General features: G+C 44.4%; 19 protein-coding genes and 1 tRNA gene. 15 read left to right on the forward strand and 5 right to left on the reverse strand.

Annotated features, from left to right (window positions below):
- Positions 1–7: 7 nt before the first annotated feature.
- The 8 genes from tolB (at position 8) to R7190_RS04710 (ending at position 7,327) form a co-directional block, all read left to right on the forward strand.
- The gene (gene tolB / locus R7190_RS04675) at positions 8–1,360 is read left to right on the forward strand and encodes a Tol-Pal system beta propeller repeat protein TolB (protein WP_005387925.1); all 1,353 of its coding nucleotides are present in this window, start codon (positions 8–10) and stop codon (positions 1,358–1,360) included.
- A 30-nt stretch (positions 1,361–1,390) separates the two neighbouring features.
- Positions 1,391–1,915, forward strand: coding sequence for a peptidoglycan-associated lipoprotein Pal (gene pal / locus R7190_RS04680; protein WP_005378293.1), 525 nt, complete (start codon positions 1,391–1,393; stop codon positions 1,913–1,915).
- A gap of 15 nt (positions 1,916–1,930) precedes the next feature.
- Entirely contained in the window at positions 1,931–2,683 is a 753-nt protein-coding gene (ybgF, locus tag R7190_RS04685) for a tol-pal system protein YbgF (RefSeq protein WP_005378285.1), read from the forward strand.
- A gap of 251 nt (positions 2,684–2,934) precedes the next feature.
- The gene (gene nadA, locus R7190_RS04690; protein ID WP_017820046.1) at positions 2,935–3,996 is read left to right on the forward strand and encodes a quinolinate synthase NadA; all 1,062 of its coding nucleotides are present in this window, start codon (positions 2,935–2,937) and stop codon (positions 3,994–3,996) included.
- A gap of 118 nt (positions 3,997–4,114) precedes the next feature.
- Positions 4,115–5,158, forward strand: a complete 1,044-nt coding sequence (locus R7190_RS04695) for a potassium channel protein (protein WP_017820047.1) — start codon at positions 4,115–4,117, stop codon at positions 5,156–5,158.
- The gene (locus R7190_RS04700) at positions 5,158–5,574 is read left to right on the forward strand and encodes a DUF350 domain-containing protein (protein ID WP_005378281.1); all 417 of its coding nucleotides are present in this window, start codon (positions 5,158–5,160) and stop codon (positions 5,572–5,574) included. Before R7190_RS04695 ends, R7190_RS04700 begins: the two co-directional genes overlap by 1 nt.
- 8 nt (positions 5,575–5,582) lie before the next feature.
- Entirely contained in the window at positions 5,583–6,152 is a 570-nt protein-coding gene (locus R7190_RS04705) for a DUF1190 domain-containing protein (RefSeq protein ID WP_025766906.1), read from the forward strand.
- Between the two features lie 8 nt (positions 6,153–6,160).
- A complete protein-coding gene (locus R7190_RS04710) occupies positions 6,161–7,327 on the forward strand; it encodes a glutathionylspermidine synthase family protein (RefSeq protein WP_203345781.1) in 1,167 nt (388 codons plus the stop codon).
- Between the two features lie 73 nt (positions 7,328–7,400).
- On the opposite strand, the gene R7190_RS04715 is transcribed toward R7190_RS04710, so the two are convergent.
- The gene (locus R7190_RS04715; RefSeq protein ID WP_203345782.1) at positions 7,401–8,012 is read right to left on the reverse strand and encodes a YecA family protein; all 612 of its coding nucleotides are present in this window, start codon (positions 8,010–8,012) and stop codon (positions 7,401–7,403) included.
- A 51-nt stretch (positions 8,013–8,063) separates the two neighbouring features.
- Here R7190_RS04715 and R7190_RS04720 point away from each other — a divergent pair, with 51 nt between their 5' ends.
- The 3 genes from R7190_RS04720 to R7190_RS04730 all read left to right on the forward strand — a co-directional run bounded on the left by R7190_RS04720 (position 8,064) and on the right by R7190_RS04730 (position 11,668).
- A complete protein-coding gene (locus tag R7190_RS04720) occupies positions 8,064–10,484 on the forward strand; it encodes an ATP-binding protein (protein WP_158157380.1) in 2,421 nt (806 codons plus the stop codon).
- 502 nt (positions 10,485–10,986) lie between these two features.
- Positions 10,987–11,436 carry an L-alanine exporter AlaE gene (locus R7190_RS04725; protein ID WP_005378276.1) on the forward strand — a complete coding sequence of 150 codons (450 nt, stop codon included), beginning with the start codon at positions 10,987–10,989 and terminating at the stop codon, positions 11,434–11,436.
- A 144-nt stretch (positions 11,437–11,580) separates the two neighbouring features.
- Positions 11,581–11,668: transfer RNA gene (locus tag R7190_RS04730), tRNA-Ser, on the forward strand.
- Positions 11,669–11,941: 273 nt separating this feature from the next.
- Here R7190_RS04730 and R7190_RS04735 read toward each other — a convergent pair.
- The 3 genes from R7190_RS04735 to R7190_RS04745 all read right to left on the reverse strand — a co-directional run bounded on the left by R7190_RS04735 (position 11,942) and on the right by R7190_RS04745 (position 14,744).
- Complete coding sequence (locus tag R7190_RS04735; protein ID WP_017635045.1) at positions 11,942–12,070, reverse strand: hypothetical protein; 129 nt, start codon at positions 12,068–12,070, stop codon at positions 11,942–11,944.
- A gap of 347 nt (positions 12,071–12,417) precedes the next feature.
- Positions 12,418–13,410 (reverse strand): cytochrome d ubiquinol oxidase subunit II, encoded by a 993-nt coding sequence (locus R7190_RS04740; protein WP_318137518.1) that lies wholly within the window; start codon positions 13,408–13,410, stop codon positions 12,418–12,420.
- Between the two features lie 2 nt (positions 13,411–13,412).
- Positions 13,413–14,744, reverse strand: coding sequence for a cytochrome ubiquinol oxidase subunit I (locus R7190_RS04745; protein ID WP_318137519.1), 1,332 nt, complete (start codon positions 14,742–14,744; stop codon positions 13,413–13,415).
- A gap of 816 nt (positions 14,745–15,560) precedes the next feature.
- Here R7190_RS04745 and R7190_RS04750 point away from each other — a divergent pair.
- A complete protein-coding gene (locus R7190_RS04750; RefSeq protein WP_005378271.1) occupies positions 15,561–15,809 on the forward strand; it encodes a hypothetical protein in 249 nt (82 codons plus the stop codon).
- 5 nt (positions 15,810–15,814) lie between these two features.
- Here R7190_RS04750 and R7190_RS04755 read toward each other — a convergent pair whose 3' ends face one another.
- On the reverse strand, positions 15,815–16,831 hold the full coding sequence (locus tag R7190_RS04755; protein WP_318137520.1) for a Solitary outer membrane autotransporter beta-barrel domain: 1,017 nt from the start codon (positions 16,829–16,831) through the stop codon (positions 15,815–15,817).
- A 749-nt stretch (positions 16,832–17,580) separates the two neighbouring features.
- Here R7190_RS04755 and R7190_RS04760 point away from each other — a divergent pair.
- From R7190_RS04760 to R7190_RS04770, 3 genes are all read left to right on the forward strand, one after another.
- Positions 17,581–19,218 carry a methyl-accepting chemotaxis protein gene (locus R7190_RS04760; RefSeq protein WP_318137521.1) on the forward strand — a complete coding sequence of 546 codons (1,638 nt, stop codon included), beginning with the start codon at positions 17,581–17,583 and terminating at the stop codon, positions 19,216–19,218.
- A 466-nt stretch (positions 19,219–19,684) separates the two neighbouring features.
- A complete protein-coding gene (locus R7190_RS04765; RefSeq protein WP_054576390.1) occupies positions 19,685–20,824 on the forward strand; it encodes an efflux RND transporter periplasmic adaptor subunit in 1,140 nt (379 codons plus the stop codon).
- Positions 20,825–20,826: 2 nt separating this feature from the next.
- Complete coding sequence (locus R7190_RS04770) at positions 20,827–23,988, forward strand: efflux RND transporter permease subunit (RefSeq protein WP_054576391.1); 3,162 nt, start codon at positions 20,827–20,829, stop codon at positions 23,986–23,988.
- Positions 23,989–24,132 lie beyond the last annotated feature (144 nt).

A 24,132-nucleotide genomic window follows, 5' to 3' on the forward strand; every position in this document is an offset into this window, starting at 1 on the left:
ATAAGACGTGATTAGACGCCTTTTACTAGGAATGTTTGTACTGTTTAGCAGTATGACAAATGTGGCGAATGCCGCATTAGAGTTGGTCATTACCGATGGTATTGATTCAGCACGACCAATTGCTGTTGTTCCGTTTAAGTGGGAGGGCACACAAGCGCTTCCAACGGATGTTTCTGCTGTTATCGCCTCGGATTTACAACGTAGTGGTAAATTCAGCCCAGTTCCAACGAGCAAAATGCCACAAACACCGTTCAGTGAATCAGAAGTTAATTTTGATGCTTGGACCAATTTAGGTGTGGATGCGCTATTGACTGGTTCAATCAAGCAAAACGACCAAGGTGACTACGTTATCAACTATCAACTTGTTGATATTGTGCGTGGTCAGTTAACAGGTGGGAAGAGTAAGGCGCTTGGTAGTGACGGTGAATTGGTTCTGTCAAAAGATCATGTGCTGTTCAATAAAGTAGCCACTGTTCAAGGGCCTCGTATGCGTGAGTACGCTCACCGTATCTCTGATTTGGTGTATGAACAGTTAACTGGCGACCGTGGCGCTTTCATGACTCGTATTGCATATGTGGTAGTGAACGATAAAGACCGTTTCCCTTACCAACTTCGAGTCGCTGATTACGATGGCTACAATGAGCGTCTGGTTTTACGTTCTAAGCAACCATTAATGTCACCAGCGTGGTCACCAGATGGTAAAAAGCTTGCGTATGTTAGCTTCCAAAATGGCCAAGCAGAAATCTTCATCATGAACATCTACACCGGTGAACGTGAGAAAATTACTTCATACCCACGTCACAATGGTGCGCCAAGATTTTCGCCAGATGGCAATAAGTTAGCGATTGTTCTTTCTAAAACAGGCTCGCTTCATGTTTATACGTTTGACCTTAACACTCGTAAGCTGACGCAAATTACGCGTGGCAGATCAAATAATACGGAACCGTTCTGGCATCCGGATGGAAAATCGTTGATTTTCACATCGGATAGGGGTGGTAAACCACAGATTTATCAAGTAAATTTGGGCAGCGGTTCTATTGACCGTTTGACTTGGCAAGGCAGCCAAAATTTGGGTGGTCAGATTACTCCTGATGGGCGATTCCTAGTTATGGTGAACCGCAGCAACGCAGGATTTAATTTGGCGAAACAAGATTTGGAAACTGGTGCTCTTCAAGTCTTAACTAAGACCTTGCTTGATGAGTCTCCTAGTATTGCCCCAAACGGTGGCATGGTTGTGTATAGCTCGATTTACAACAAGAAAAACGTACTATCGATGGTGTCAATTGATGGTCGATTCAAAGCTAGATTACCGGCAACAAATGGGCGTGTTCGAGCGCCTGCATGGTCACCGTTTTTGTAGTAATAAGTTTGATTAATAAAGGAAAATAAGATGCAACTGAACAAGGTTCTAAAAGGGCTACTAATCGCGCTTCCTGTAATGGCTGTTACAGCGTGTAGTTCAAGCGACGACGCTGCTTCTAACACTGGTGCAGCAACAAACAACAATGGCGCAGTGGAAACAACAGTAGCTACGCCAATTGATCAAAGCGGTCAGTTGACAGAGCAAGAGCTAAAAGAGCAAGCGCTACGTGAAACTCAAACAATCTACTTTGCTTTTGACAACTCAACAATTGCAGCAGATTACGAAGAGATGCTAGCGGCTCACGCTTCTTACCTAAGCAAGAACCCAGCACTTAACGTAACTATCGAAGGTCACGCTGATGAGCGCGGTACACCTGAGTACAACATTGCTCTAGGTGAGCGTCGTGCACAAGCAGTAGCGAACTACCTACAAGCACTAGGTGTTCAAGCTGACCAAATCTCAATCGTTAGCTACGGTGAAGAGAAGCCACTTCTTCTAGGTCAATCAGATGAAGTTTACGCTAAGAACCGTCGCGCGGTTCTAGTATACTAATTCGAGGTAATCCTCATGTTCAGTAACACTAAGCGCGCTGTTGCGCTTACGTTACTGGCAAGTGCAGCGAACTTTGCGTTCGCTGCACCAGCTCCAGTATCCGATCTCAACAGCACATCATCCGTCTCTAAGAGCCGTTCATCTGAAACGGAAGTAGAACGTCTAGAACGTTTGCTACAAAATCGCAATCGCGTTCAGCTCCAAATGCAACAGCAAATTGACCAAATGTCACAAGAGATCAGTGAATTGCGTGGTCAATTAGAGCGAAATAGCTACGAAATGAAACAAATGTTGCAACGTCAACGTGAGTTGTTTGTCGAGCTGGATCGTGTTCGTGGAGAGATAAAATCCACACCTGCACAAGAAGCACAACCTGTGAAAACAGGTGGCCAGTACACTCCAAATGTTGATGAGCAAACGGCATATCAGAATGCAGTTGACCTCATTCTCAAAAAGCGTGATTACACTGGCGCAATTGCAGCGTTCCAGCAGTTCCAGAAAGATTATCCTGATTCTACATATTCAGCGAATTCTCACTACTGGCTAGGTCAGTTGTACTTCGCTAAAAAGCAGGATGAGGATGCAGTGAAAAGTTTTGCCGCTGTGGTGTCTTACAAAGACTCCAATAAGCGAGCCGATGCGTTGCTTAAATTAGGCGAAATCGCTGAGCGTAATAACAATGCAGCTCAAGCGAAAAAGTACTACCAACAAGTGGTTGATGAATACCCAGGTAGTGCATCTGCAAAACTTGCCAGCTCTAAGCTGTAAGACGTTATGTTTTGAAAAGGAAGCCTCGGCTTCCTTTTTCTTTTCCATTTTCTGTTGGTGCAGAACGGCTAAGTCGATAGCAATGATGCAGAGCCTCTGACCTTGTGTTGCACCGAATTTCGCTACTCGGAAATGCTACCTGTAACAAAGATATACGGCTAGACCGCTAGAAATCCCCGCGACAAGTTGGTTTTTGAAAATTAACGAGGTTACAATACTCGGATTAAAGGAAGTTGCGTAGAGCAAGAGCAATGAGCCATATATTAGATAAAATCGACACTGTTTACCCATTCCCACCGAAACCAGTTCCATTAAGCGAAGAAGAAAAAGCATCTTACATTGAGCGTATTAAAAAGTTACTCAAAGAAAAAGATGCGGTACTTATCGCGCACTATTATACCGACCCTGAGATTCAAGCCCTAGCTGAAGACACTGGCGGGTTTGTTGGTGACTCGTTGGAAATGGCGAAGTTTGGTAATCGTCACCCTGCAAGTACATTGATTATTGGTGGTGTTCGCTTTATGGGCGAGTCGGCCAAAATTCTGACACCAGAAAAGCGCATTCTAATGCCAACGTTGGAAGCGGAATGTTCGCTCGACCTTGGCTGTCCTGCGGATAAGTTCAGCGAGTTTTGTGATGCTCACCCTGATCATACGGTTGTAGTTTACGCAAATACTTCAGCAGCGGTTAAAGCCCGTGCCGACTGGGTCGTTACATCGAGCATTGCGCTTGAAATCGTGGAACACTTAGACGCTGAAGATAAGCCAATTATTTGGGGACCAGACCGTCACCTAGGATCGTACATCGCTAACAAAACTGGCGCAGATATGCTGCTTTGGCAAGGTGAGTGTGTGGTTCATGATGAGTTCTCTGCTGATGCGCTACGAAAAATGAAGAGCGTGTATCCAGATGCGGCTATTTTGGTTCACCCTGAGTCACCAGCAAGCGTCGTAGAACTTGCCGATGCCGTTGGATCAACGAGTCAGCTGATCAAAGCAGCGAAAGAGCTTCCTCACAAACAAATGATCGTTGCGACAGACAAAGGCATTTTCTTTAAAATGCAGCAACTTGTGCCAGAGAAAGAACTTATCGAAGCGCCAACCGCAGGTGCAGGCGCAACATGTCGCAGCTGTGCACACTGTCCTTGGATGGCAATGAACGGTTTGAAAGCAATTGAGAAAGCGCTTAGTGAAGGTGGTGAAGAGCACGAAATTTTTGTTGATGAAGCGCTACGTGTGAAATCACTTATCCCACTGAACCGCATGCTAGATTTTGCTGAGCAGCTAAATATGCAAGTGAAAGGTAATGCTTAAAAAGTAGGCGTAACTGAAAGTAAATCTCAAAAACCAGCCGAATATGGCTGGTTTTTTTGTGTCTTACTATCAATGAGTTACTATTGATGCAATCAATGAATATCGAGGTCATAAATTTATGGCGGTGTGGTTAGTAGTTAAAAAGTGGCTTAGTTCCCACCTTTTTAAATTGAGCAACCGAAGCCTTCTCATCTTTAGTGGCTTATATGTGAGCCTTTCATGGTGGCTGCTGGTTCTCGCTGGTGAAACAGCATTAACAGACAGTTTCGCTAACTTTATCTATTACCTCATGGTTACGGCGAGTACGGTGGGTTATGGCGACCATTCTCCAGTAACAGATATGGGTAAATGGGTTGTCGTACTATTTGTAATCCCCGGCGGTTTGAGCTTATTCGCCGCATTATTGGGGCGTGTCGCTGGAGCAGCGATGGACTATTGGCGAGCGGGTATTTTAGGAAAACGGAGAGTAAGAGTGGAAAACCATATTGTATTGTTGGGCTGGAATGGATCGAGAACGATGCACCTTATTCGCATGTTACAACATGAAGAAGAGGGAAAGCGCCCGATTGTTTTATGCAGCCGTTCAGAAATAGAGAACCCGTTACCTGGCGAAATCAGTTTTATCAAAGTGACCAGTTATACCGATTCGCAAGAAATGAAAAACGCCAATATTGCCGAAGCCGCTTGCATTATTGTGGATAATCTCTCGGACGACATTACCTTGTCAGCCGCTCTATACTGCGCATCTGTAAACCCTTCCGCTCATTTGGTCGCTTACTTTAAAGATGAAGCGCTAGGCCGACTTCTAAGTCAGCATTGCCCGAAAGCGGAATGCATACCTGCTGTTGGCGCAGAAATGTTGGCAAAAGCGGCGGTTGACCCGGGCTCAAGTGCGCTTCATCAGGAGCTTTTGGCTTCAACACGAGGTATGACGCAATACTCAGTTATTTATCCTGAGGGGCAGTCTGCCACCACTATTGAGAATCTCTTCGTTTTTCTCAAAAGACGCCATCATGCCACGCTGATTGCTTTTGATATTGGCGATGGTATTCAACTCAACCCAGATTTAGATGCTGAAGTACCCGCGAGTACCAAGCTGTTTTACATTGCAGATGAACGTATTGAAGATTTTGCCTGGAAAGAAATGAACAAGGAACAATAATGCACATGATTGCTGGCCTGTTAGCAGGCTTCCCAAACTTTTTACTCTATTTCTCTGTTTCTATTATTTTTGTATTGGCGTTTAAGTTCATCTACGTCAAGTTGACGCCATACGATGAGTGGCATCTGATTAAAGAAAAACAAAATACAGCAGCAGCGATTGCGCTAAGTGGGGCTTTCCTTGGTTACTGTCTCGCGATTTCGGGGGCGGCAAAAAACTCAGTCAATATCGTCGATTTTATGGTATGGGGCGTTGTCGCAATGCTTGCTCAAATTATCGCATTTGCAATTGTACGCTTTATTTTACTTCCGAAAGTGGCAGAGCGTATCGAAAAAGATGAACTGCCAGCCGGTATTGTATTAGCAGCAGTTTCTGTTTCGGTTGGCGTATTGAATGCCGCGTGCATGACCTACTAGGAGGAACGATGAAGCGGAGTTCTAACGTTAAACGTTCTTCCATGGACAAAAGCTTAAAGCTTGGGAAAATTCTTCCCTTTGCTGCCTTTGGTGGTATTTTCTTCTTTGCTACGTACGAGTCAAAAACAGAAGGGTACATTTTTTCTGATGCTGATGAGTGTAAATCTAACTCGCCTGAGTTTAGTGAACAGTGTGACATTGCATACCAAGAAGCTTTAGCTCGTGCCGAACAAAATGCCCCTCGCTACCGCAGCGAGTTCGAATGCGAGAATGATTTCTACGAGGATGATTGTTACTACAGTTCCAGTTCCCGAGCTTATGTACCTAACTTTGGCGGTTTTTTTTACAGTCGCTCATTAAGCGGGTTGAAAGGTTATAACAAGAGCTATTACTCAGAGCCGATGTACCGTTATAAATCCAAATTCTATAATGGAGCAGGACAATTCTTTGGCTCCTACCGAAATCAGCCGACCAAAGTTGCGACGAATAGCCTTAATAAACGTGGTGGCGGCACCATTGGCAGGGCGATGTCTCGAGGCGGGTTTGGTAAAGCGGTGTCGGTCAGTCGAGGCGGTTAAAAAGCACTATGTTTCGACGAGAAATACAAGAGCGCGAAAACTGGCGTGAATTAGCACGCCAGTTTGGTTTTGGTTTCCATACCATGTATGACCAACCGTATTGGGATGAGAGTGCTTACTATCAATTCACGCTGGAGCAAATTGAGCGCGATATAGAAGCGCCCACTGAAGAGCTGCATCAGATGTGCCTGGCTATTGTGGATGAAGTCGTTCGGAGTGAGCGGTTGCTGACGCAATGTGCGATCCCTGAATCTATGTGGGAGCAGGTCGCTTCTTCATGGAGACGAAGCGAACCTTCGCTTTATTCGCGGCTGGATTTCGCGTACAACGGGACCTCGTCAGCAAAATTACTGGAAAACAATGCGGATACGCCAACCAGCTTGTTTGAAACTGGCTTTTGGCAGTGGGTGTGGCTAGAAGATGTCGTAAATAAAGGTCGAGTTCACCAGAGCGCGGATCAATTCAATATTCTTCAAGACTTTTTGATCGAGCGCTTTGCCGAAATAGCAAAATACCAACCAGGACAAACACTTCACTTTAGCTGCTGCAAGTACACTGAAGAAGATAAAGGGACTGTCCAGTATTTAGAGGATTGCGCGCGAGAGGCAGGGTTAGCAACGGCATTCGTGCATGTCGAAGATATTGGAGTGACGGAAGATGGTCTGTTTGTGGATGCTGACGACAGAGCGATTCGTTGGATGTTTAAGCTTTACCCTTGGGAGTTTATGTTTGAAGAGGAATATGCGAAGTACTTAGCGACTGCGAACGTAAACTGGTTAGAACCGATGTGGAAGTCGATTCTATCCAATAAAGCACTTTTACCGTTATTGTGGGAGCGTTTTCCTAACCACCCGAACCTTTTGCCCGCTTATTTTGCTAACGATTCAAAAGCGAACACTATGAGAGATTATGTCATCAAGCCACTATTTTCTCGAGAGGGCGCGAACATCGAGATCGTCATCGATGGAAAACGTTTTGTTAAAACGTCAGGGCCTTATGAATCTAAATTTAATATCGTCCAGCAATACCATCCACTACCTAAGTTTGGGCAAAACCATACGTTAATTGGCAGTTGGTTGGTCAATGATAGAGCTGCCGGTATTTCGATTAGGGAAGACAGTAGCTTAGTGACTCAAGATATGGCGCGGTATATTCCACATGTAATTTTAACATGATCAAAAAAGCTCTCCATTTGGAGAGCTTTTTGTCTATTCAGCCGTTCAATCTTGATGGTCGACAGCGTTGCGTCTATTGTTCTTCAGCTAATGCAACACCGCGCTGGGTAAGACCACATAACATCACTGGCATTGCATTGAAGATTTCCTCAAACTGCTCTAAGCCTTCCATACCTTGTTCGGCCAATGTTTCAATGGTTGTTTCTGGGTCGTAAAGCATAGTAAGAGAAAGTAAAAGACCACCGAGTAGGGCATTATCTTCGCTATCCTCAGGCATCAACGTTTCCCAGTCATCACGCGCAAGTTGCCAGCCTTGTAATACACCTTCACAGAAATCGCGAGCCTGACTTGTTACAATGTCTTGCTCATCTAGCGCGCACCCTGCAGGCCACTGCCAAGTGCCTTCTAGGAGAGCGGGACGAGTTTGGTTCCACATTTGTACAATCTCGTCAATGTACTGCTCTAGTTGTTCACCGTCAGTAAATGGCGCTGTTTCTTCTCCACCCCATAAGAATGGCAACCACTCTTGAGGCATTAATACGTTTGGCGCTGCAGCCATCGCTGTTACAAAGCCTTGAGTTTTTGCTAGGTTTAGTAGTTTACCGTCAAGTTCTGGGAGAGAAAGGATGTCTTGTAGTTTCAAAATAGAATACCATTTGTTAATGGGCTGGTTGATTGCGCTCATCTTACCAATCAATTAGTGATAAATCGATATTAGGGAATGATTCACACATCTATGGAAATTCGCTCATCACTTAGAAAAAAAAGCATTCTCGCCCTAACACTTTACCTGTGCTTCTTTATCGCCACTATCGGTTCTGTCGCCTATTTGGTTGTTGAGCCACCGGTTAGACAAAAGCTAGAGCAAAACCTAGAGTTACGTACCCAACTTCTGGCTCTTGAGATCAAAGAGCCCCTCCTCAGTTCTACAGGTGTATTGAGCAGCTTAGTAGGGCTAGCCCAAGGGACTGAAAATATTCAATCTCTCAACACAATAATTCCACATATACTTCAATTGAGTGACAAGATGCTTGTTAGTGGTGGCGTATGGCCTAAACCCGAACTCAAAGCAGAACAATGGAGATATAAAAGTCTATTCTTCAATAAAAACAGTGATAGTGGTATTGACCAAATTCACTCCTACAATAACCCCGAATCTGGCGGTTATGATAATGAACCCTGGTATGTCGCTGCCGCCGATGCTCCGGTAGGTTCTGTTAGTTGGTCTACGGTTTACATCGATACCTTTACTCAGGTCCAGATGATTACCGCGTCTTCTCCGTACTACCAAAACGGTCGATTCGCTGGAGTTGTAACGGTAGACCTATCACTTGATGCACTTTTTCAGTTTATTCGAGAGCACACGAACCAGCATTCTTTGGGGGTAGTGGTTCGCGATGCTGACTCAAACGTGATTATTGAACACAACTTTCAACTGACGGACGAAATTTATGTCAGCGAGCTTGATTTCGGAGAGTTCGACTGGCGCATGGAAGTTGTCAACGCAAAAGCTAAAGTCGCCGATCAAGTGTTTGAACAAGTGATGAGCGTTGAGGGGAGGATCATTCCATTTTTGCTCTTGTGTGTCTTGGTCGGTTACTACTTACTGAATCGCTATATTGTTGAACCAATTGTTCGCATTGCCGCTAAGATTGACGACTCTAAAACAGGTGGGATCATAGATATTGAGTACGATAGCGATGACGAAATCGGACAGCTTATCGAGAAGTTCAATGAAAAGACGATCTATTTGGAGCAGGAGAGAATAAAAGCTCAGGCTTCGACAAACGCTAAAACGGCATTCTTAGCCACATTGTCCCACGAGATTCGCACACCAATGAACGGTGTACTAGGAACTGCCCAGATACTGTTAAAAACACCACTTACCGATGAGCAACGTAAGCACCTGAGAACACTTTATGATTCAGGTGATCACATGATGACATTACTCAATGAGATTTTAGATTACTCAAAAATTGAACAAGGGCATGTTGAGTTTGAAAATAAGCCTTTCCCAATTGAGTCGATTATCGGCAGTATCAAGAGTGTTTATCAAACTCTATGTGCAGAAAAAGGTCTTCGCTTTAGAGTAGTCTCGCATTTACCAACGGGTCGTTGGTACAACAATGACAAAGCCCGTTTGCGTCAAGTACTGTTCAATCTACTCAATAACGCTGTTAAGTTCACAGATCGTGGCATCGTAGAGGTAGAGCTAGCCGAGAAATCGAGTAAGGCAGGCACCAAGCTGATACTAAAGGTAAAAGATACAGGAATTGGTATTTCAAAAGAGGCACAAAAACGCATTTTTCGTCCTTTTGAGCAAGCGGAGTCATCAACGACTAGACGGTTTGGTGGAACAGGGCTTGGTTTAGCAATAGTCAAAGAAATCGCGGAACATATGGGTGGGCAAGTGGTTGTAGAGAGTCAGGAGGACGCTGGAACGACTTTTACTGTCGAAATTGCCCTTACACCTTGCAAGCCAGGTAAAGTAGAGTCAATCAATACACATAAATTGAACTGTAAAGGGTTGAAAGCACTCATTGTTGAAGACAACCGAACAAATGCGATCATTATGGAAACTTTCCTCCGAGCCAAGGGCTTTGAGTGCACAAGTGTCGAAAATGGTCAGCTTGCAGTCGATGAGGTTGCGATCAAACCATTTGATTTGATACTGATGGATAATCATATGCCTGTTCTAGATGGCGTTGGGGCCATATCAGCCATTCGAGCAATGAGTTCACCTGCTAAGTCGGTACTGATTTTTGGCTGTACAGCGGATGTGTTCAAAGAAACACAAGAGCGTATGATTAATGTAGGAGCAGATCACATAATAGCGAAACCAATAGTGGAGTCTGAATTAAATGATGCACTGTATCTTCATGCGACACAGTTATATCAGTACCAATCGGACTTTGATGGAAATGCAGCAGATAGCTTTAATGCTGAAAAGTGGTTACTCAACTTCTATGTCGCTCTAGATAATGGACATCTTAATGAAGCACTTGAGGCTATTTCAGCGATCATTGCGGAGGCTCCCCTTGAACTCAGTGGCGACGTTTCTTCAGTCGCCGAACGGATAAGAAGTAACTTAAAGCGTCAGCAATCCCCAGACCAAGATGATATCGATACATTAACGATTTTGCTGGCCTCACCATAATTTAATCAATATGGCGCAACTGTGAATTGTTCTTACTATTCATACGTCATCCAGCTTCGTGACAAACTCTTCTAACCCGCAATGAACAGGCTTGCAGTTTTACTTTTACGAGTAAAACAGCAAGACCTTCTACTGTGATTATATCGGTAATACTCTGAATTTTCGCAGCTTGGTAGCATAAGCTATAGGAGTGACTGTTTTCGGTCCGAGTTTTGTTCTAACTTTACGTCAAAATAATTATCGTAACCCCTTTTTATGTAAGTGAAATCCGTGTTTTTGTACCATTTTTACGTGATTTTAGGCGTTTTTACTCGCCATTGGTGAAAAAAACTACTTTTACTGTAAAAGTTGGTTATAAATTTACAACTTAATTTTAAATACAGAACCATAAGCTAGTTTTTGTGTGTTCTAATTGCATCATTAACTGGCTTGATGTCTTTTTAGTGGTTAATAGTTTTATTATTCTTATTAATTGCAGTGTTTGATTTTAAGGGTTTTGTAAATGAAGTCTCGTGGACCATTTTGTATTCGTCACGCCGCAGCGGATACCTTTGCTATGGTTGTTTTTTGCTTTATCACAGGGATGATTGTCGAGATTTTGATTTCAGGGATGACATTTGAGCAATCTCTAGCATCGCGTACGCTATCGATTCCAGTGAATATCGCTATTGCTTGGCCGTATGGGGTTTTTCGTGATTGGGTGCTGCATCAAGGTAGTAAGGTGTCACCGTCTTCCTTTATGAAAAACATCTCTGATCTGGTCGCTTATGTACTATTTCAATCTCCAGTTTATGCGGGTATCTTATTCGCGGTTGGCGCGTCTACAGATCAAATTGTGACCGCAGTGGCAAGTAACGCTGTTATTTCTTGTGGCATGGGTGTGTTGTATGGGTACTTCTTGGATATGTGCCGCCGTTGGTTCCGTGTTCCCGGTTATTCTCAAAGCATGTAAATGCCCCAGTTTTGCTCAATTTAGTTACTTAGTGAGCAATCGATTCGAAAAGGGCGCTTTTTTTTATGTTTAGCCTTGACCATCAGGCACATAATCATTAAATTAGCGCCTCGTTAGCCAATGATGCTAACCAAAATTTGATTCGGTGAGTTGTCCGAGTGGCTGAAGGAGCACGCCTGGAAAGTGTGTATACGGCAACGTATCGAGAGTTCGAATCTCTCACTCACCGCCACATTCTAAAAGGTCTGATTTATCAGGCCTTTTTTCATATCTGCACTAAAGTAATGCGTCATTGAAAGTACACAAGAGTGCTCAAGGTGCAAGCGCCATTCTATCTACAAGCCAACTATTCACATCTCACCTCTATACAACGCCAAAATTGAAGATGCTATACAGAGGCAGCCATAATCTGATTGGTGCGGGTTAGCACATCCGCTTTAATCTAGAATTTAGCACCCATATCACATGAGGTATGAATACGGCCACAAGAATGAACGTATTGCTACTAGATGCTAAGCAAAACAGCCATGAACACGAATACAACAGCAATCATACCAAAGAGATCTGTGTTTGGATTGAGGTCATCAGGGTTAAATTTTTCAATGCTTTGCGTCGTTTTGCATCTTATCTTCATGTTCTTGTCCTTATTTTATGTACGATTTCAACAGCAACATAACATGCAATTGAGTGTTCACAAGTCATAAAAAGCATAAGTATACTTGTACCTCATTGAGCGCAAAAAATACTCAAAGCGTTTTAAAGTGGCGGTCTACCTTTTGTAACATCAAATGTTCTTTCTGTTTTTGTGCCTGTATCGCTATAGTTGAGAAACGGTTATCTCGTTCTAGTTAGGAACAAACTACTGGCTGCCGCTACATTCTCTCAGCGTTCCCACTCAGTCGCCTTGGGTAGATACTTTAGTCGTGAGTACTGCAAAAAAACGCCGCATGAGCAGCGGCGCTTTGTTGAGGAATTACCTTCCTACTTGTAGCTAAGTTCTGTCGCTTTGCCTTTGAAGATCCGGTATACCACAAAGGTGTAAAGCAATATCACCGGCATAACAATCATCACACCGTAGCCCACGATTATTAATGTCGCAGGTGAGGAGGCCGCTTGTTGTGCGGTCATCAACCCCGGCACAACTTCTGGGAAGAAGCTATACGCAAGACCAAGAAAGCTCAACGCGAAAATGACGGTGACACCAAAGAAAGGCCAGCGCACACCCAGATCATTCACCATTGGAACCTGACGCAAATAGCGATCAACGAGGAAGATGGTCGCAAACACAATCAGCGGAACTGGGGCAAGCAACAAGATTTCTGGGAAGCTGAACCAACGCAAGGCAACTTGTTGATTTACAATTGGGTTTACAACACTCACTACCAAGATACCCAGAGCCGCTAACCAACCAGCACGGCGAGACCAACGCGCCGAACGTATTTGCAAATCACCTTCCGTTTTCAGTACCAACCATGCGCCACCGATGTAAACGTACGCCGCTGTTACACAAAGTGCGCTTAACCATGCAAAGCCAAATGCTTCGGTTGATTGCTCAAACCCCATGATGTAACGACCCACCATGTAACCCTGAGTTAGTGCGGTGATTAGCGAGCCAATTCGGAAGCACCAATCCCAATGAGGCTTATGATCCGAGTTGGCTTTGGCTCGGAAGTCGAATGCCACGCCACGCATGATCAGTGCGATAAGCATGATGGCGGTCGGCATATAAAGCTCCGTCAAAATCAAGCTATGAGCGGTAGGAAAGGCAATCAGCAGAATACCGACGGCTAACACCAACCACGTTTCATTCGCGTCCCAGAAAGGGCCGATAGATGCTATCATTCGGTCACGTTGCGCTTCATTATCACTTGGCAACAGGATACCGACGCCAAGGTCGTAGCCGTCGAGCACGGCATACATAAAGACCGAGAAGCCAAGCAGCAGAAGATAAATTTCTGGTAGATAGTTGAGCATGATTAGGCCTCTTGTTGTGTCGGTGGGACTTCATGGGCTGCAACGTCTTTGCGCGCCAAATAGAATAGGGTATGGATGTACGCAACCAGCAATGCAGCATAAATGGCTAAGTACATAATGAGCGAAGTCATCACGCTACTGCTCGCAACCGTGGTGACGGCTTCGGATGTTCGCAATACACCGCTGACCAACCAAGGTTGTCGACCAATCTCAGTAACATACCAACCCGCCAGTGTGGCTATCCAACCAGAGAACGTCATGGCTAATACTGTGTATAGGTAAGGTTTAGGTAGCGATTTTTTGCGTGTTAGCTTCACCGCGCCATACCAGCTAACTAGCAGCATAAGGACACCTACACCAACCATCACGCGGAAACCAAAGAACAAGGGCTTCACTGGCGGGTGGTCAGGCGCAAACTCGTTAAGCCCCTGGATTTCCCCGTCTAAGTCATGCGTAAGAATCAAACTCGCCAACTTAGGGATGCCCACTTCAAAATCATTGCTGCGAGTTTCTTCATTTGGCATCGCAAACAGAAGAAGAGGCGCGCCTTGCTCGGTCTCCCACACACCTTCCATCGCTGCAATTTTTGCAGGTTGATGTTCAAGCGTGTTTAACCCGTGAAGGTCACCGACAAAGATTTGTACCGGGATGAACCCAGCCGCCGCGAACAACGCGACTTTTAGGCCAAGTTTGGCTGAGCGATGATCTGGCTTTTTCATTATTTGATAAGCCGAGATACCCGCAATCAAGAAGCTGGCAGTCAGCGCCGATGCTAATAGCGTGTGTAGAAGACGGTACGGTAAAGAAGGATTGAAAATGACTTCTTTCCAACTGGTCACATGAACAATGCCGTCAATCACTTCATAGCCACTTGGTGTGTGCATCCAGCTGTTAAGCACCAGAATCCAAAATGCGGACATACTTGTCCCAACAGCAACCAGAACGGTGGCGAGAGTATGAACCCATTCCGGTACTCGTCCTCGCCCAAAAAGCATTACACCCAGGAAGGTGGCTTCCATAAAGAAGGCGGTCATCACTTCGTATCCGAGCAATGGTCCAGCGACGTTTCCGACTCGTTCCATAAAGCCTGGCCAGTTGGTACCAAACTGGAAACTCATCGTAATGCCGGATACCACACCCAAGGCGAAAGTGAGAGCGAATATCTTGACCCAGAAGTAATAAACATCGAGCCATACGGGGGCTTGTGTGCGGTTATATCGCCATTTGAAAAACACCAACATCCATGCCAACGCAATGGTGATGGTCGGGAAGAGAATGTGAAAGCTGATATTGGCCGCGAATTGGATCCGCGACAGCATGAGGGTATCTAACATCTTGGTTCCTCAAAAACGTGCCATACTAAAAATCGTGTCTATCTGTAATTTAGTTACGAAAAGTCAGGCAGTTTGGATTCATGTATCGAGAAATACAGGTGATTCTGTTTTCTTCTAACCATGATTTATATCAACTAAGGGAAAGAAAGGAGTGTAGGAAATTGTCTCAAAATGCCACTAATAGTCGCGAGAAGTGAGTAAAAGAAAGCAAATGTAACTGAAGGAGCATGGATTAAGATTAGTTCGAATTATCCTTATGATGGTTTCGATAATCCTGAAATAAAATTACATAAACAATATTTTTAGTAAGGAAATTTGCCTTGCCTTCACTTTGAACCTCCATACTATTTATACACTAGTCATGTCGAGATCGTCTCAAACACAGCAAGCTTACTGACAGTTAAGGTGGGAAACTTTAGCTAATTGATAAACTTAAAATTGCACCGCTAATGACATATGCATCATAAGTTTGTTAGGACTCGACCAGAAGTGCGATAGGCTACATTTTTATACTAGCGAACGATTTAAAGCTAGGTAATTCGGCTTTCACTAGATCAACAAGTCGACTGTGGACCATTTTCGATTCCTGATGAGTTTCAATCCAAACTGACACTTACTTTTCAGCAAGTGTGCTAGTGTCTTTCTTGTTATTTATTAAATAATTAATAAATGCCGATCTGGTAAAGAGAGTTGTGGACAGCTATCTCGAGCAGTAGACTGGCGTTAGCCAGAGAGTCTGACTTTGAGGGGGGCATTCTACATGAATCTTGGATTCTGCCACCGCAAAGCTGATATTGAATTTGATGGAGATGGATAATGAACGACAGTTGGGCTAATTTCTTTCCTTACTTTGCTGGAGCTTTTAAGCTTATTGTATTAGGGATAGGAGCCTACTTAGCCATTAAATGGCATTTTGACGAAGAGCGAAGGGTAAGAGAAGCGGAAGGTGTGGTGTTTGATAACCCAAGTCTCATGAAAAAGTTTGCGAAGACGCTAACTCTGCCATTCCTTTTGTGTCTTCTAGTTCTTCTTGTTATATATGCTACCAACTGGTTCCTGTACTGACGGCTTTATTGTTTGTTGTAGTAAAGTTGAATGCTGCCACCTCTGAGAGTCGAGCCGTAGTTGAAGTTAACACCTATGCCGAAATTGTCCAACCAATCAAAGGGCTTTGGTGCATAAAATAGCCATCCTATAGAAGCTTCGTAGTAATGCGGACTTCCAAGTTCGTCGCTTAAATCATGCGAAAGGTCGACTCTTTTAATCCCAGTAAATAAAGCTTGCTCACCGTGATAAATATTGTAGTAACCGGTGATTTCATTAGATAGGTACCAACCTTTAGGGTTGCCTATATTGCCGTTATTTGCGCTTCCCCAGCTGTGCCCAATGAATGAATTCAATGTCGAACTGGCATGCCATTTCCCCCAACTTGTGGGAGACGTGTATTTGGCTTTAATGGATGGTTGAACTATTGCCGCCCATGCTGAAACGTTAACGGCACGGCCGTCTAGGATTCTTCCAATGATGGATGAAAGTTTATTATCGGTAGAGAATGAGTTTTTATAACGCATAAGGTGAGTCGTCGTTCTGGTGCTAAGGGTGACGTTTTCACTTGCTTTGTATAGATACCCATAACCAATCGATGCACCGTATGTCCTTTCCTTGAGAAGATCCTTACTTGTGCCGAATAGTTTGAGATCATTCTCTGTTTGTATCGTAAATGCCTTAAACGACAGCTCATGTAAGTCCTCGCTGCCCTCTATGTCAAAGTTAGTCGTGTAAGGGAGAACATATACGGATTTGCTTCGACGTTCATTGATTGACTCGTCAGTCCCGAACTCTGGGTTGGCGGTATCAAATAATGCATTCGGATCAAAGTCGCCAATACCAAACGCAATTGCGTCAGTGTCGGACAGCAAAACCGCGATAGAAAAACGTTGTTGGAGAAGGTTGCTAATTTCCTTATCTAGTGGATCCGCTTGAGCTGTGTTAGGAAGAGAGAGTAGGAGAGCGAGCGAAACGACTCGCCACTCCACTGAGGCGAAGTTGGGTTGGAACATTTTGGCTCTTTCAAATGGTTCATGCATGGAGTTTTCGGACGTACCGGTACGCTAACATTAGTTTAATCGTTGAATGTTCGGTGTAACTTTGAGAAATCTATGTTTTCTCATATTGATATGAAAAAGTTCCTTAAACGAGTTTAGCTTCAATGTGTATGCTGCACCAGATTTGTTTAGCAACATCATTCTTTTCTGAAGATGTAGCAAGACTTTGTGACTAGGTTGCATTATTTTCTTTAATGCGTCTCTTGAGAGGAAAATAGCAAACTTTTTTATTGCCTTGGCGCTCAAGAAAATCTGAATCGTTCACTGTGCTACGGGTTAACTTCGAAAACTTGTAAGCATCCTGTCTGCCAACATCACGACTAATATCCTCACGGAGTAACCCTAAATACGTCAGATAAACAATGGTTTTTTTTTGAGCTTTAGAAGAAATGTTCGGACCTTTGCATATTCCGCGGTGGTGCTCAATCCTAGAACTGTGTTTTGTATGTGTTCTCAGTAAATCATTGAGTCGATCTATTCTTCAAAATGTGGTCCCTTTTAATTCACTTTCTGTTACATATTTTTCGTTTTGAAAGAGCATTTTAATTTGCATCTTTTGAAAAGATCTCTTTGTTAAATTTTGTATAAAATCAACTAATTGTTGAAATTAGAACCCTTGTCAAAAAGTCATTAGATTTCATGTTGAATAGCCTCTTTTACCTAATAGTATACTCTATTTGTTTGATATAATTTCCGGCAGTTTGTATACCATAAATAAAGAGAGTCTATTCATGTTCCAGAACTTAACGATCAAGCAGAAGATAGTGATTCCGCTGTCATTGATTATTGGATTGTTTATTGTGAGCTCTGTATTAAACGTTATGACAAGTTGGAAGCAATCTGAATTGAGTGAGACACTCAACGAACAGATCGTGCCGAACTTATTAACGATTGAGGATGCTTACCGCGATCTTTACCAAGCTACATCTGCAATCCAAGGTGTTGCTCTTTCTGATACTCAAACCGATATTGATCACCACATCGGTGAATACAAAGACAACGCATACAAAGCGCTGCCGCGTATGGAACAAATGATTGAGCTATCGCAAGCCGGTGTGACGCCTTCTACACATGGTAATGAAGTTCGAACGCTTGTCTCTTTGGGTGAAAAATGGTTAGCAAGTTATGAGGCGATGCTACGTTTACCTCAATCTCAATGGCGTGGTTACTACAATGAGCACAAACATATCTTTGAAGACCAATTTATCGAGGTTAGAGCGCAGCTTAACGTTGTAAAAGATGCAATAGAAGAAAAGCAAAGCCAATTGAAGGACGAAATATCAGCGGCTGCAACAAGAGCAGAACTCATTCTTGAAGCGGGCATTGTGATTGTTATTCTGGCCGCTATTGCGATGGCGTTTTTGTTGTTGCAAACGGTTGTGAAGCCTATCAATGATATTAAAAATGCGATGACAGAAATTGCGTCCGGTGAAGGAGATCTAAGTCAGCGAATCGATGTAAAAACACAAGACGAAATTGGCAATTTAGCAGACGCATTTAACCAGTTTGTGTCTAAAATTCAAGTGACAGTCGCTCAGGTAATTGAAAGCTCAAATACCTTACGTAACGAAATGGCAAATCTTAGCTCGTTGACTACGACCATCGCGAACTCGACCGTTTCTCAGCAAAAAGATAGCGAGGCGGTAGCGGCGGCAGTGCATGAAATGCAAGTCACCAGCAGAAATGTAAGCGATAGCGCTAACGAAGCTGCGGTTGCGAGCCAAACAGCGAATGATGAACTTACCAATACCAATGTTATTTTGGATCAAACGGTTAGCTCAATTCGTAGCCTCGCAAGTGAAATCGAAAGCGCAAGCCACGTCATTAACACATTGGATCATGATGTGAGTAACATTGCGTCCGTACTGGATGTAATTCGTGGTATTGCCGAGCAAACAAACTTATTAGCGCTTAACGCAGCCATTGAAGCGGCTCGCGCTGGAGAGCAAGGGCGAGGCTTTGCTGTGGTAGCGGACGAGGTTCGTTCTTTAGCCAGTCGTACGCAACAGAGTACGGGAGAAATCCAAACCATGATTGAAAAGCTACAATCTGGTGCAGGACAAGCTGTAGAAGTGATGCGCGGTAGCCAAAATAGCAGTGATGAAACGATCAAGTCCGCTGGCCGAGCGAGTGAATCCCTTTCTGAAATCTTGAACGCGATTTCACGTATGAACGAGATGAATACACACATTGCAACGGCTGCGAGCCAGCAAAGTACAGTAAGTGACGAAGTAAATAGCAACGTACAAGGCATTGCAGACAGTAGCACTTCAATTGTGGAAATCGTAAACCAAGCGCAAGCTTCTTTAGCCATGTTGTCAGAGCAAACTCAACGTTTAGATCATCAGGTCAGTCAGTTCAAAGTATAAGCTTGAGAACAGCAATCTCACTGACGAAATAACCCGCTTCTTAGCGGGTTATTTTTTAGATAAGTGGCGAACCTGACTTGTGAAATTTCGACTATATTTACATTCCTTTCTCACTTTAGTTCGTATACCAGAGTGGGCAAATAACCCTAGACAGCGGTAACAAACTCTGTACAGCGTGATGATGCTTTTATCATCACTTTTGCTGCTTTTTAACCATTGCAATTGCACACAGGAAAATGTGATTTCCAACCCAAAATCTTCAAATTTGAGAACTTCATAACACCTTTACCATAAACGTTTTTCGTAAGCGTATAGAACTGTAAATTTTGTTGTATGTACAACACTGGGTATTTATCATCCTAATTAATTTGTTCTGGATATACATCCATTAGTCATTATTAAGTCATTCTAGAAGCTTTTAATAAGGAATCTTGAAGGCTTGTCGGTAGATAAGAGAGAAAAATTCATGAGACGTAAAACCACGCTATCTCTACTGATTGCGTCGAGCCTTTTTGTGGTTGGATGTCAACCTAGCGAAGAAGGATCGAGCCAAGGTGGGGGGGCTGCGCCCGTAACCGAAGTAGAAGTGTTAACAGTGCAGCCAACGCGCCAAGCATTGACAGTAGAGTTGCCGGGTCGTAGCAGAGCATTCAAAGAAGCAGAAGTTCGTCCGCAAGTCACTGGCATTATTTCGGAGCGAAATTTTGTTGAAGGTGGCCTTGTTGAACAAGGACAGTCGCTATATCAAATTGATGATTCATCATTTCAGGCGGATTTGCTGAGCGCTGAAGCGGAATTAATCCGTGCGCAAGCTGCGGCAGAGTCGACCTATGCCACGGTGAAGCGTTACAGAACCTTGATCACCAAAAAATCCATCAGCCAACAAGACTTGGATGAAGCAGAAGCGGCATACAAAGAAGCGAAAGCGCAGGTCCTAGTCGCAAAAGCCAAGATCAACACAGCAAAAATCAACTTAGATTATACGCAAGTCAAAGCTCCGATTAGCGGGGTGATCGGTAAATCGAGTGTGACAGCGGGTGCGTTGGTTACGGCTAACCAAGCTGCCAAATTAGCGACCATTCAACAGCTTGACCCTATCAATGTTGATATTGTGCAATCATCCGCGCAACTGCTGCGTTTGAAAGCATCACTCTCCCAAGGCCATATGCAAGAAGATGACTCTGCGCAAGTTACATTGATGCTTGAAGATGGCAGCACTTACGAACACAAAGGCACAATGAAATTTACTGAGGTCAATGTGAACGAAAGTACGGGCAGCGTGACGCTTCGTGCCGAATTCCCAAACCCTGACGGTTTGTTGCTACCTGGAATGTTTGTTCGTGCGACGGTCATTACTGGTGTCGACCCTGATGCGATTCTAATACCACAAAATACGGTATCTCGTGATGCGACAGGTAAAGCGACAGTGATGACGGTTAATGGCGAGAACAAAGTGGAAGCGAAACCAGTGAAGACTGCCGAAGCGATCAATAGCCAATGGCGCATTATTGATGGTTTGAACGCGGGTGATAAAGTCATTACCGCCGGTTTACAAAAGGTAGGGCCAGGCAGTTCGGTAACTATCCAAAACGGTGAACAGGAGTAATCATGGCACGATTTTTTATCGATCGTCCGGTATTTGCTTGGGTTCTCGCGATTCTAACGATGTTGGCGGGGGTAATGTCATTATTCAATTTACCCGTCTCGCAATACCCAACGATTTCACCGACGACGATCACCATCAGTGCTCGCTATCCAGGTGCATCAGCAAAAACCGTTGAAGACTCGGTAACGCAGGTTATCGAGCAAAACATGACAGGATTAGATTACCTTCGCTACCTATCATCGAGCAGTGATGCATTTGGTAATGCGACAATTACCCTGACGTTTGATAGCGAAGCTGATCCTGATATCGCGCAAGTACAGGTGCAGAACAAACTGCAATTGGCATTGACTTCATTGCCGATGGAGGTACAAAACCAAGGTATTGTCGTAAATAAATCCAATACGGCATTTCTCATGGTTGTCGCAGTTTATTCTGAAGATCCAGACTTTACAGAAAACGATATCGGCGACTTTGTTGTAACGAATATTCAAGACCCGATAAGTCGTGTAACTGGTGTCGGACAAGTGCAGGCGTTTGGTGCGCAGTATGCGATGCGAGTTTGGCTGGATCCATTTAAGCTTACGCAATTCAACTTGACCGCAATCGATGTAGCGAACGCGATCAGTGAACAGAACGCGCAAGTTTCTTCAGGTCAACTTGGTGCAGCACCTGCGCAGGAAGGCCAGTTGTTGAATGCAACGATTTCGTCTGCAAGTCGTTTGAGCAGTGTGGAAGAATTCCAAGACATCATTCTTAAGTCTGACGCCAGTGGTTCTAATGTTTATTTGAAAGATGTTGCTCGTGTTGAACGTGGTGCAGAAAGTTATGATATTCGAGGCCAATATAATGGCTTCCCAGCATCGGGTTTAGGTATTTCATTAGGTACTGGCGCAAACGCGCTTGAGACAGCCAATGCGGTAAAAGAGCGCTTAGACCAACTGAGTGCTACGTTCCCAGAAGGGTTGCAGATTGCTTACCCATTTGAAACGACGCCATTCGTCAAAGCCTCGATTCAAGAAGTGGTTAAAACGCTATTAGAAGCCATTCTTCTTGTGTTCTTAATCATGTATCTGTTCTTGCAGAACTTCCGTGCGACGATCATTCCAACGATCGCAGTGCCTGTCGTACTGCTCGGCACCTTCGCTATTTTGTACGCGACTGGATTTAGCGTAAACACGTTAACCATGTTCGCGATGGTTCTGGCTATCGGTTTGTTGGTGGACGATGCCATCGTTGTGGTGGAAAACGTCGAGCGTGTGATGCATGAGGATGGGTTAGAGCCCAAAGAAGCGACCAAAAAATCGATGGGACAGATCACTGGTGCCCTGATTGGTGTCGGTTTGACGCTTTCAGCGGTATTCGTCCCTATGGCGTTTATGTCTGGTTCTACCGGGGTTATTTACCGTCAGTTTTCAATAACTATTGTGGCGGCTATGACGCTTTCCGTTTTGGTTGCGATAATTCTGACTCCAGCATTGTGTGCTACGTTGCTGAAAAAAGGCGATGCTGAGCTTCTAGAGAAGAAAGGCTTCTTTGGCTGGTTTAACCGCAAGTTTGATGCGATGACAGCAGGCTATGAAACCGGCGTTGCCAAACTTCTAAAACGCACAGGTCGCATGTTGGTTGTATTTTTGGCAATGAGTGCAGGTGCTGGCTGGTTATTTATGAACCTTCCAACGTCATTTTTGCCAGATGAAGACCAAGGCACAGTATTCTCAATGGCTATTTTGCCGCCTAACTCAACACAAGAACAGACGGAAAAAACACTTGAGAAAATGCGTGACTTTTACCTAGTAGACGAAAAAGACAATGTAAAGTCAGTCTTCTCCGTTGCTGGATTTAGTTTCGCAGGCCAAGGCCAAAACATGGGGATGGCATTTATCGGTCTGAAAGATTGGTCTGAGCGTGAAGCGCCTGGCGCCGATGCCGCTTCCATTACTGGTCGAGCGATGGGGTACTTCTCTACCATTAAAGAAGCTTTGGTGTTTGCGTTCGCCCCTCCAGCGATTCAAGAGCTAGGTAACTCGACAGGTTTCGATTTCTATCTCCAAGACTCGTTGAATAAAGGGCACGATGCATTAGTTGCGGCTCAAGGGCAACTTCTGGGCATGGCAGCACAAAACCCGAAACTTGTCGGTGTTCGTCCAAACGGTCAGGCAGATGCGCCAATGTACAAAGTTAACATTGACCACGTCAAACTTCGTGCTTTGGATGTCAGTATCAATGACGTAAACCAAATCCTGTCAGCTGCATGGGGCGGGGCTTACATTAACGATTATATTGATCGCGGTCGTGTGAAGAAAGTGATGGTGCAAAGTGATGCGGAATACCGCATGCAGCCAAAAGACTTCGATTCATGGTACGTACGCAACGCTAAAGGAGAGATGGTGCCTTTCTCTGCTTTTGCGAGTGGCGAGTGGACCTATGGTTCTCCTCTTTTGCAGCGCTTTGATGGTTTGCCAGCAATGAATATTCAAGGCGGTGCAGCTCCTGGTGTAAGTACTGGTGAAGCCATGGAAGAAATTGAAGCAATGGTAGAAAAGCTACCAGAAGGTTTCACGGTGAACTGGAATGGTATTTCGTATGAAGAGCGCCTTTCCGGAAACCAAGCGCCGATGCTATATGCGCTATCTATCCTCGTCGTATTCTTAGTTCTCGCCGCTTTGTATGAAAGTTGGTCAGTACCTTTCGCCGTGGTGTTAGTTGTGCCTCTTGGTGTGCTTGGTGCTGTGCTCGCGGTAATGACGCGAAGTATGGACAACGATGTGTTCTTCCAGGTGAGCTTATTAACGACGGTCGGCTTGGCAACCAAAAACGCCATTCTGATTGTTGAGTTTGCAAAGGACTACTATGAGAAAGGCGCTGGGCTTATCGAAGCAACCTTACATGCTGTTCGCGTTCGTCTGCGCCCAATTATCATGACATCGCTTGCTTTTGGTTTGGGTGTGGTACCACTTGCTATCAGTTCAGGTGTGGGATCGGCAGGTCAAAACGCAGTAGGTACCGGCGTACTTGGTGGCATGATCAGTGCCACGATATTGGGTATATTCTTCGTCCCAATCTTCTTTGTAGTGGTTGAGCGATTGTTTGATCGACGTGCGAGAAAAGAGTCGGAGGCAGAGTTGTCTGAGACCAGCACTAAACCCACTCAGCAAAGCGAGTAGGACTTGCTTGTTTTAACTGAGTTATACTAGTGATAATAAACACGATTAAAGGGCGCTTCGGCGCTCTTTATTTTATGTTTTCACTTGGTGGTTACCGTCTATGACGCGAGCCTGAAAGACGGCGTGTTGTGTGCAGTATCAGCA

The sequence above is a fragment of the Vibrio sp. 1078-1 genome, assembly GCF_033340475.1.

Bases quoted from the DNA above. Each gene is read 5' to 3' on its own strand.
- pal (WP_005378293.1), top strand. From the start codon at position 1,391: ATGCAACTGAACAAGGTTCTAAAAGGGCTACTAATCGCGCTTCCTGTA.
- ybgF (WP_005378285.1), top strand. From the start codon at position 1,931: ATGTTCAGTAACACTAAGCGCGCTGTTGCGCTTACGTTACTGGCAAGT.
- nadA (WP_017820046.1), top strand. From the start codon at position 2,935: ATGAGCCATATATTAGATAAAATCGACACTGTTTACCCATTCCCACCG.
- R7190_RS04695 (WP_017820047.1), top strand. From the start codon at position 4,115: ATGGCGGTGTGGTTAGTAGTTAAAAAGTGGCTTAGTTCCCACCTTTTT.
- R7190_RS04700 (WP_005378281.1), top strand. From the start codon at position 5,158: ATGCACATGATTGCTGGCCTGTTAGCAGGCTTCCCAAACTTTTTACTC.
- R7190_RS04705 (WP_025766906.1), top strand. From the start codon at position 5,583: ATGAAGCGGAGTTCTAACGTTAAACGTTCTTCCATGGACAAAAGCTTA.
- R7190_RS04710 (WP_203345781.1), top strand. From the start codon at position 6,161: ATGTTTCGACGAGAAATACAAGAGCGCGAAAACTGGCGTGAATTAGCA.
- R7190_RS04715 (WP_203345782.1), bottom strand. From the start codon at position 8,012: ATGAGCGCAATCAACCAGCCCATTAACAAATGGTATTCTATTTTGAAA.
- R7190_RS04720 (WP_158157380.1), top strand. From the start codon at position 8,064: ATGGAAATTCGCTCATCACTTAGAAAAAAAAGCATTCTCGCCCTAACA.
- R7190_RS04725 (WP_005378276.1), top strand. From the start codon at position 10,987: ATGAAGTCTCGTGGACCATTTTGTATTCGTCACGCCGCAGCGGATACC.
- R7190_RS04735 (WP_017635045.1), bottom strand. From the start codon at position 12,070: ATGAAGATAAGATGCAAAACGACGCAAAGCATTGAAAAATTTAACCCT.
- R7190_RS04740 (WP_318137518.1), bottom strand. From the start codon at position 13,410: ATGCTCAACTATCTACCAGAAATTTATCTTCTGCTGCTTGGCTTCTCG.
- R7190_RS04745 (WP_318137519.1), bottom strand. From the start codon at position 14,744: ATGTTAGATACCCTCATGCTGTCGCGGATCCAATTCGCGGCCAATATC.
- R7190_RS04750 (WP_005378271.1), top strand. From the start codon at position 15,561: ATGAACGACAGTTGGGCTAATTTCTTTCCTTACTTTGCTGGAGCTTTT.
- R7190_RS04755 (WP_318137520.1), bottom strand. From the start codon at position 16,831: ATGCATGAACCATTTGAAAGAGCCAAAATGTTCCAACCCAACTTCGCC.
- R7190_RS04760 (WP_318137521.1), top strand. From the start codon at position 17,581: ATGTTCCAGAACTTAACGATCAAGCAGAAGATAGTGATTCCGCTGTCA.
- R7190_RS04765 (WP_054576390.1), top strand. From the start codon at position 19,685: ATGAGACGTAAAACCACGCTATCTCTACTGATTGCGTCGAGCCTTTTT.
- R7190_RS04770 (WP_054576391.1), top strand. From the start codon at position 20,827: ATGGCACGATTTTTTATCGATCGTCCGGTATTTGCTTGGGTTCTCGCG.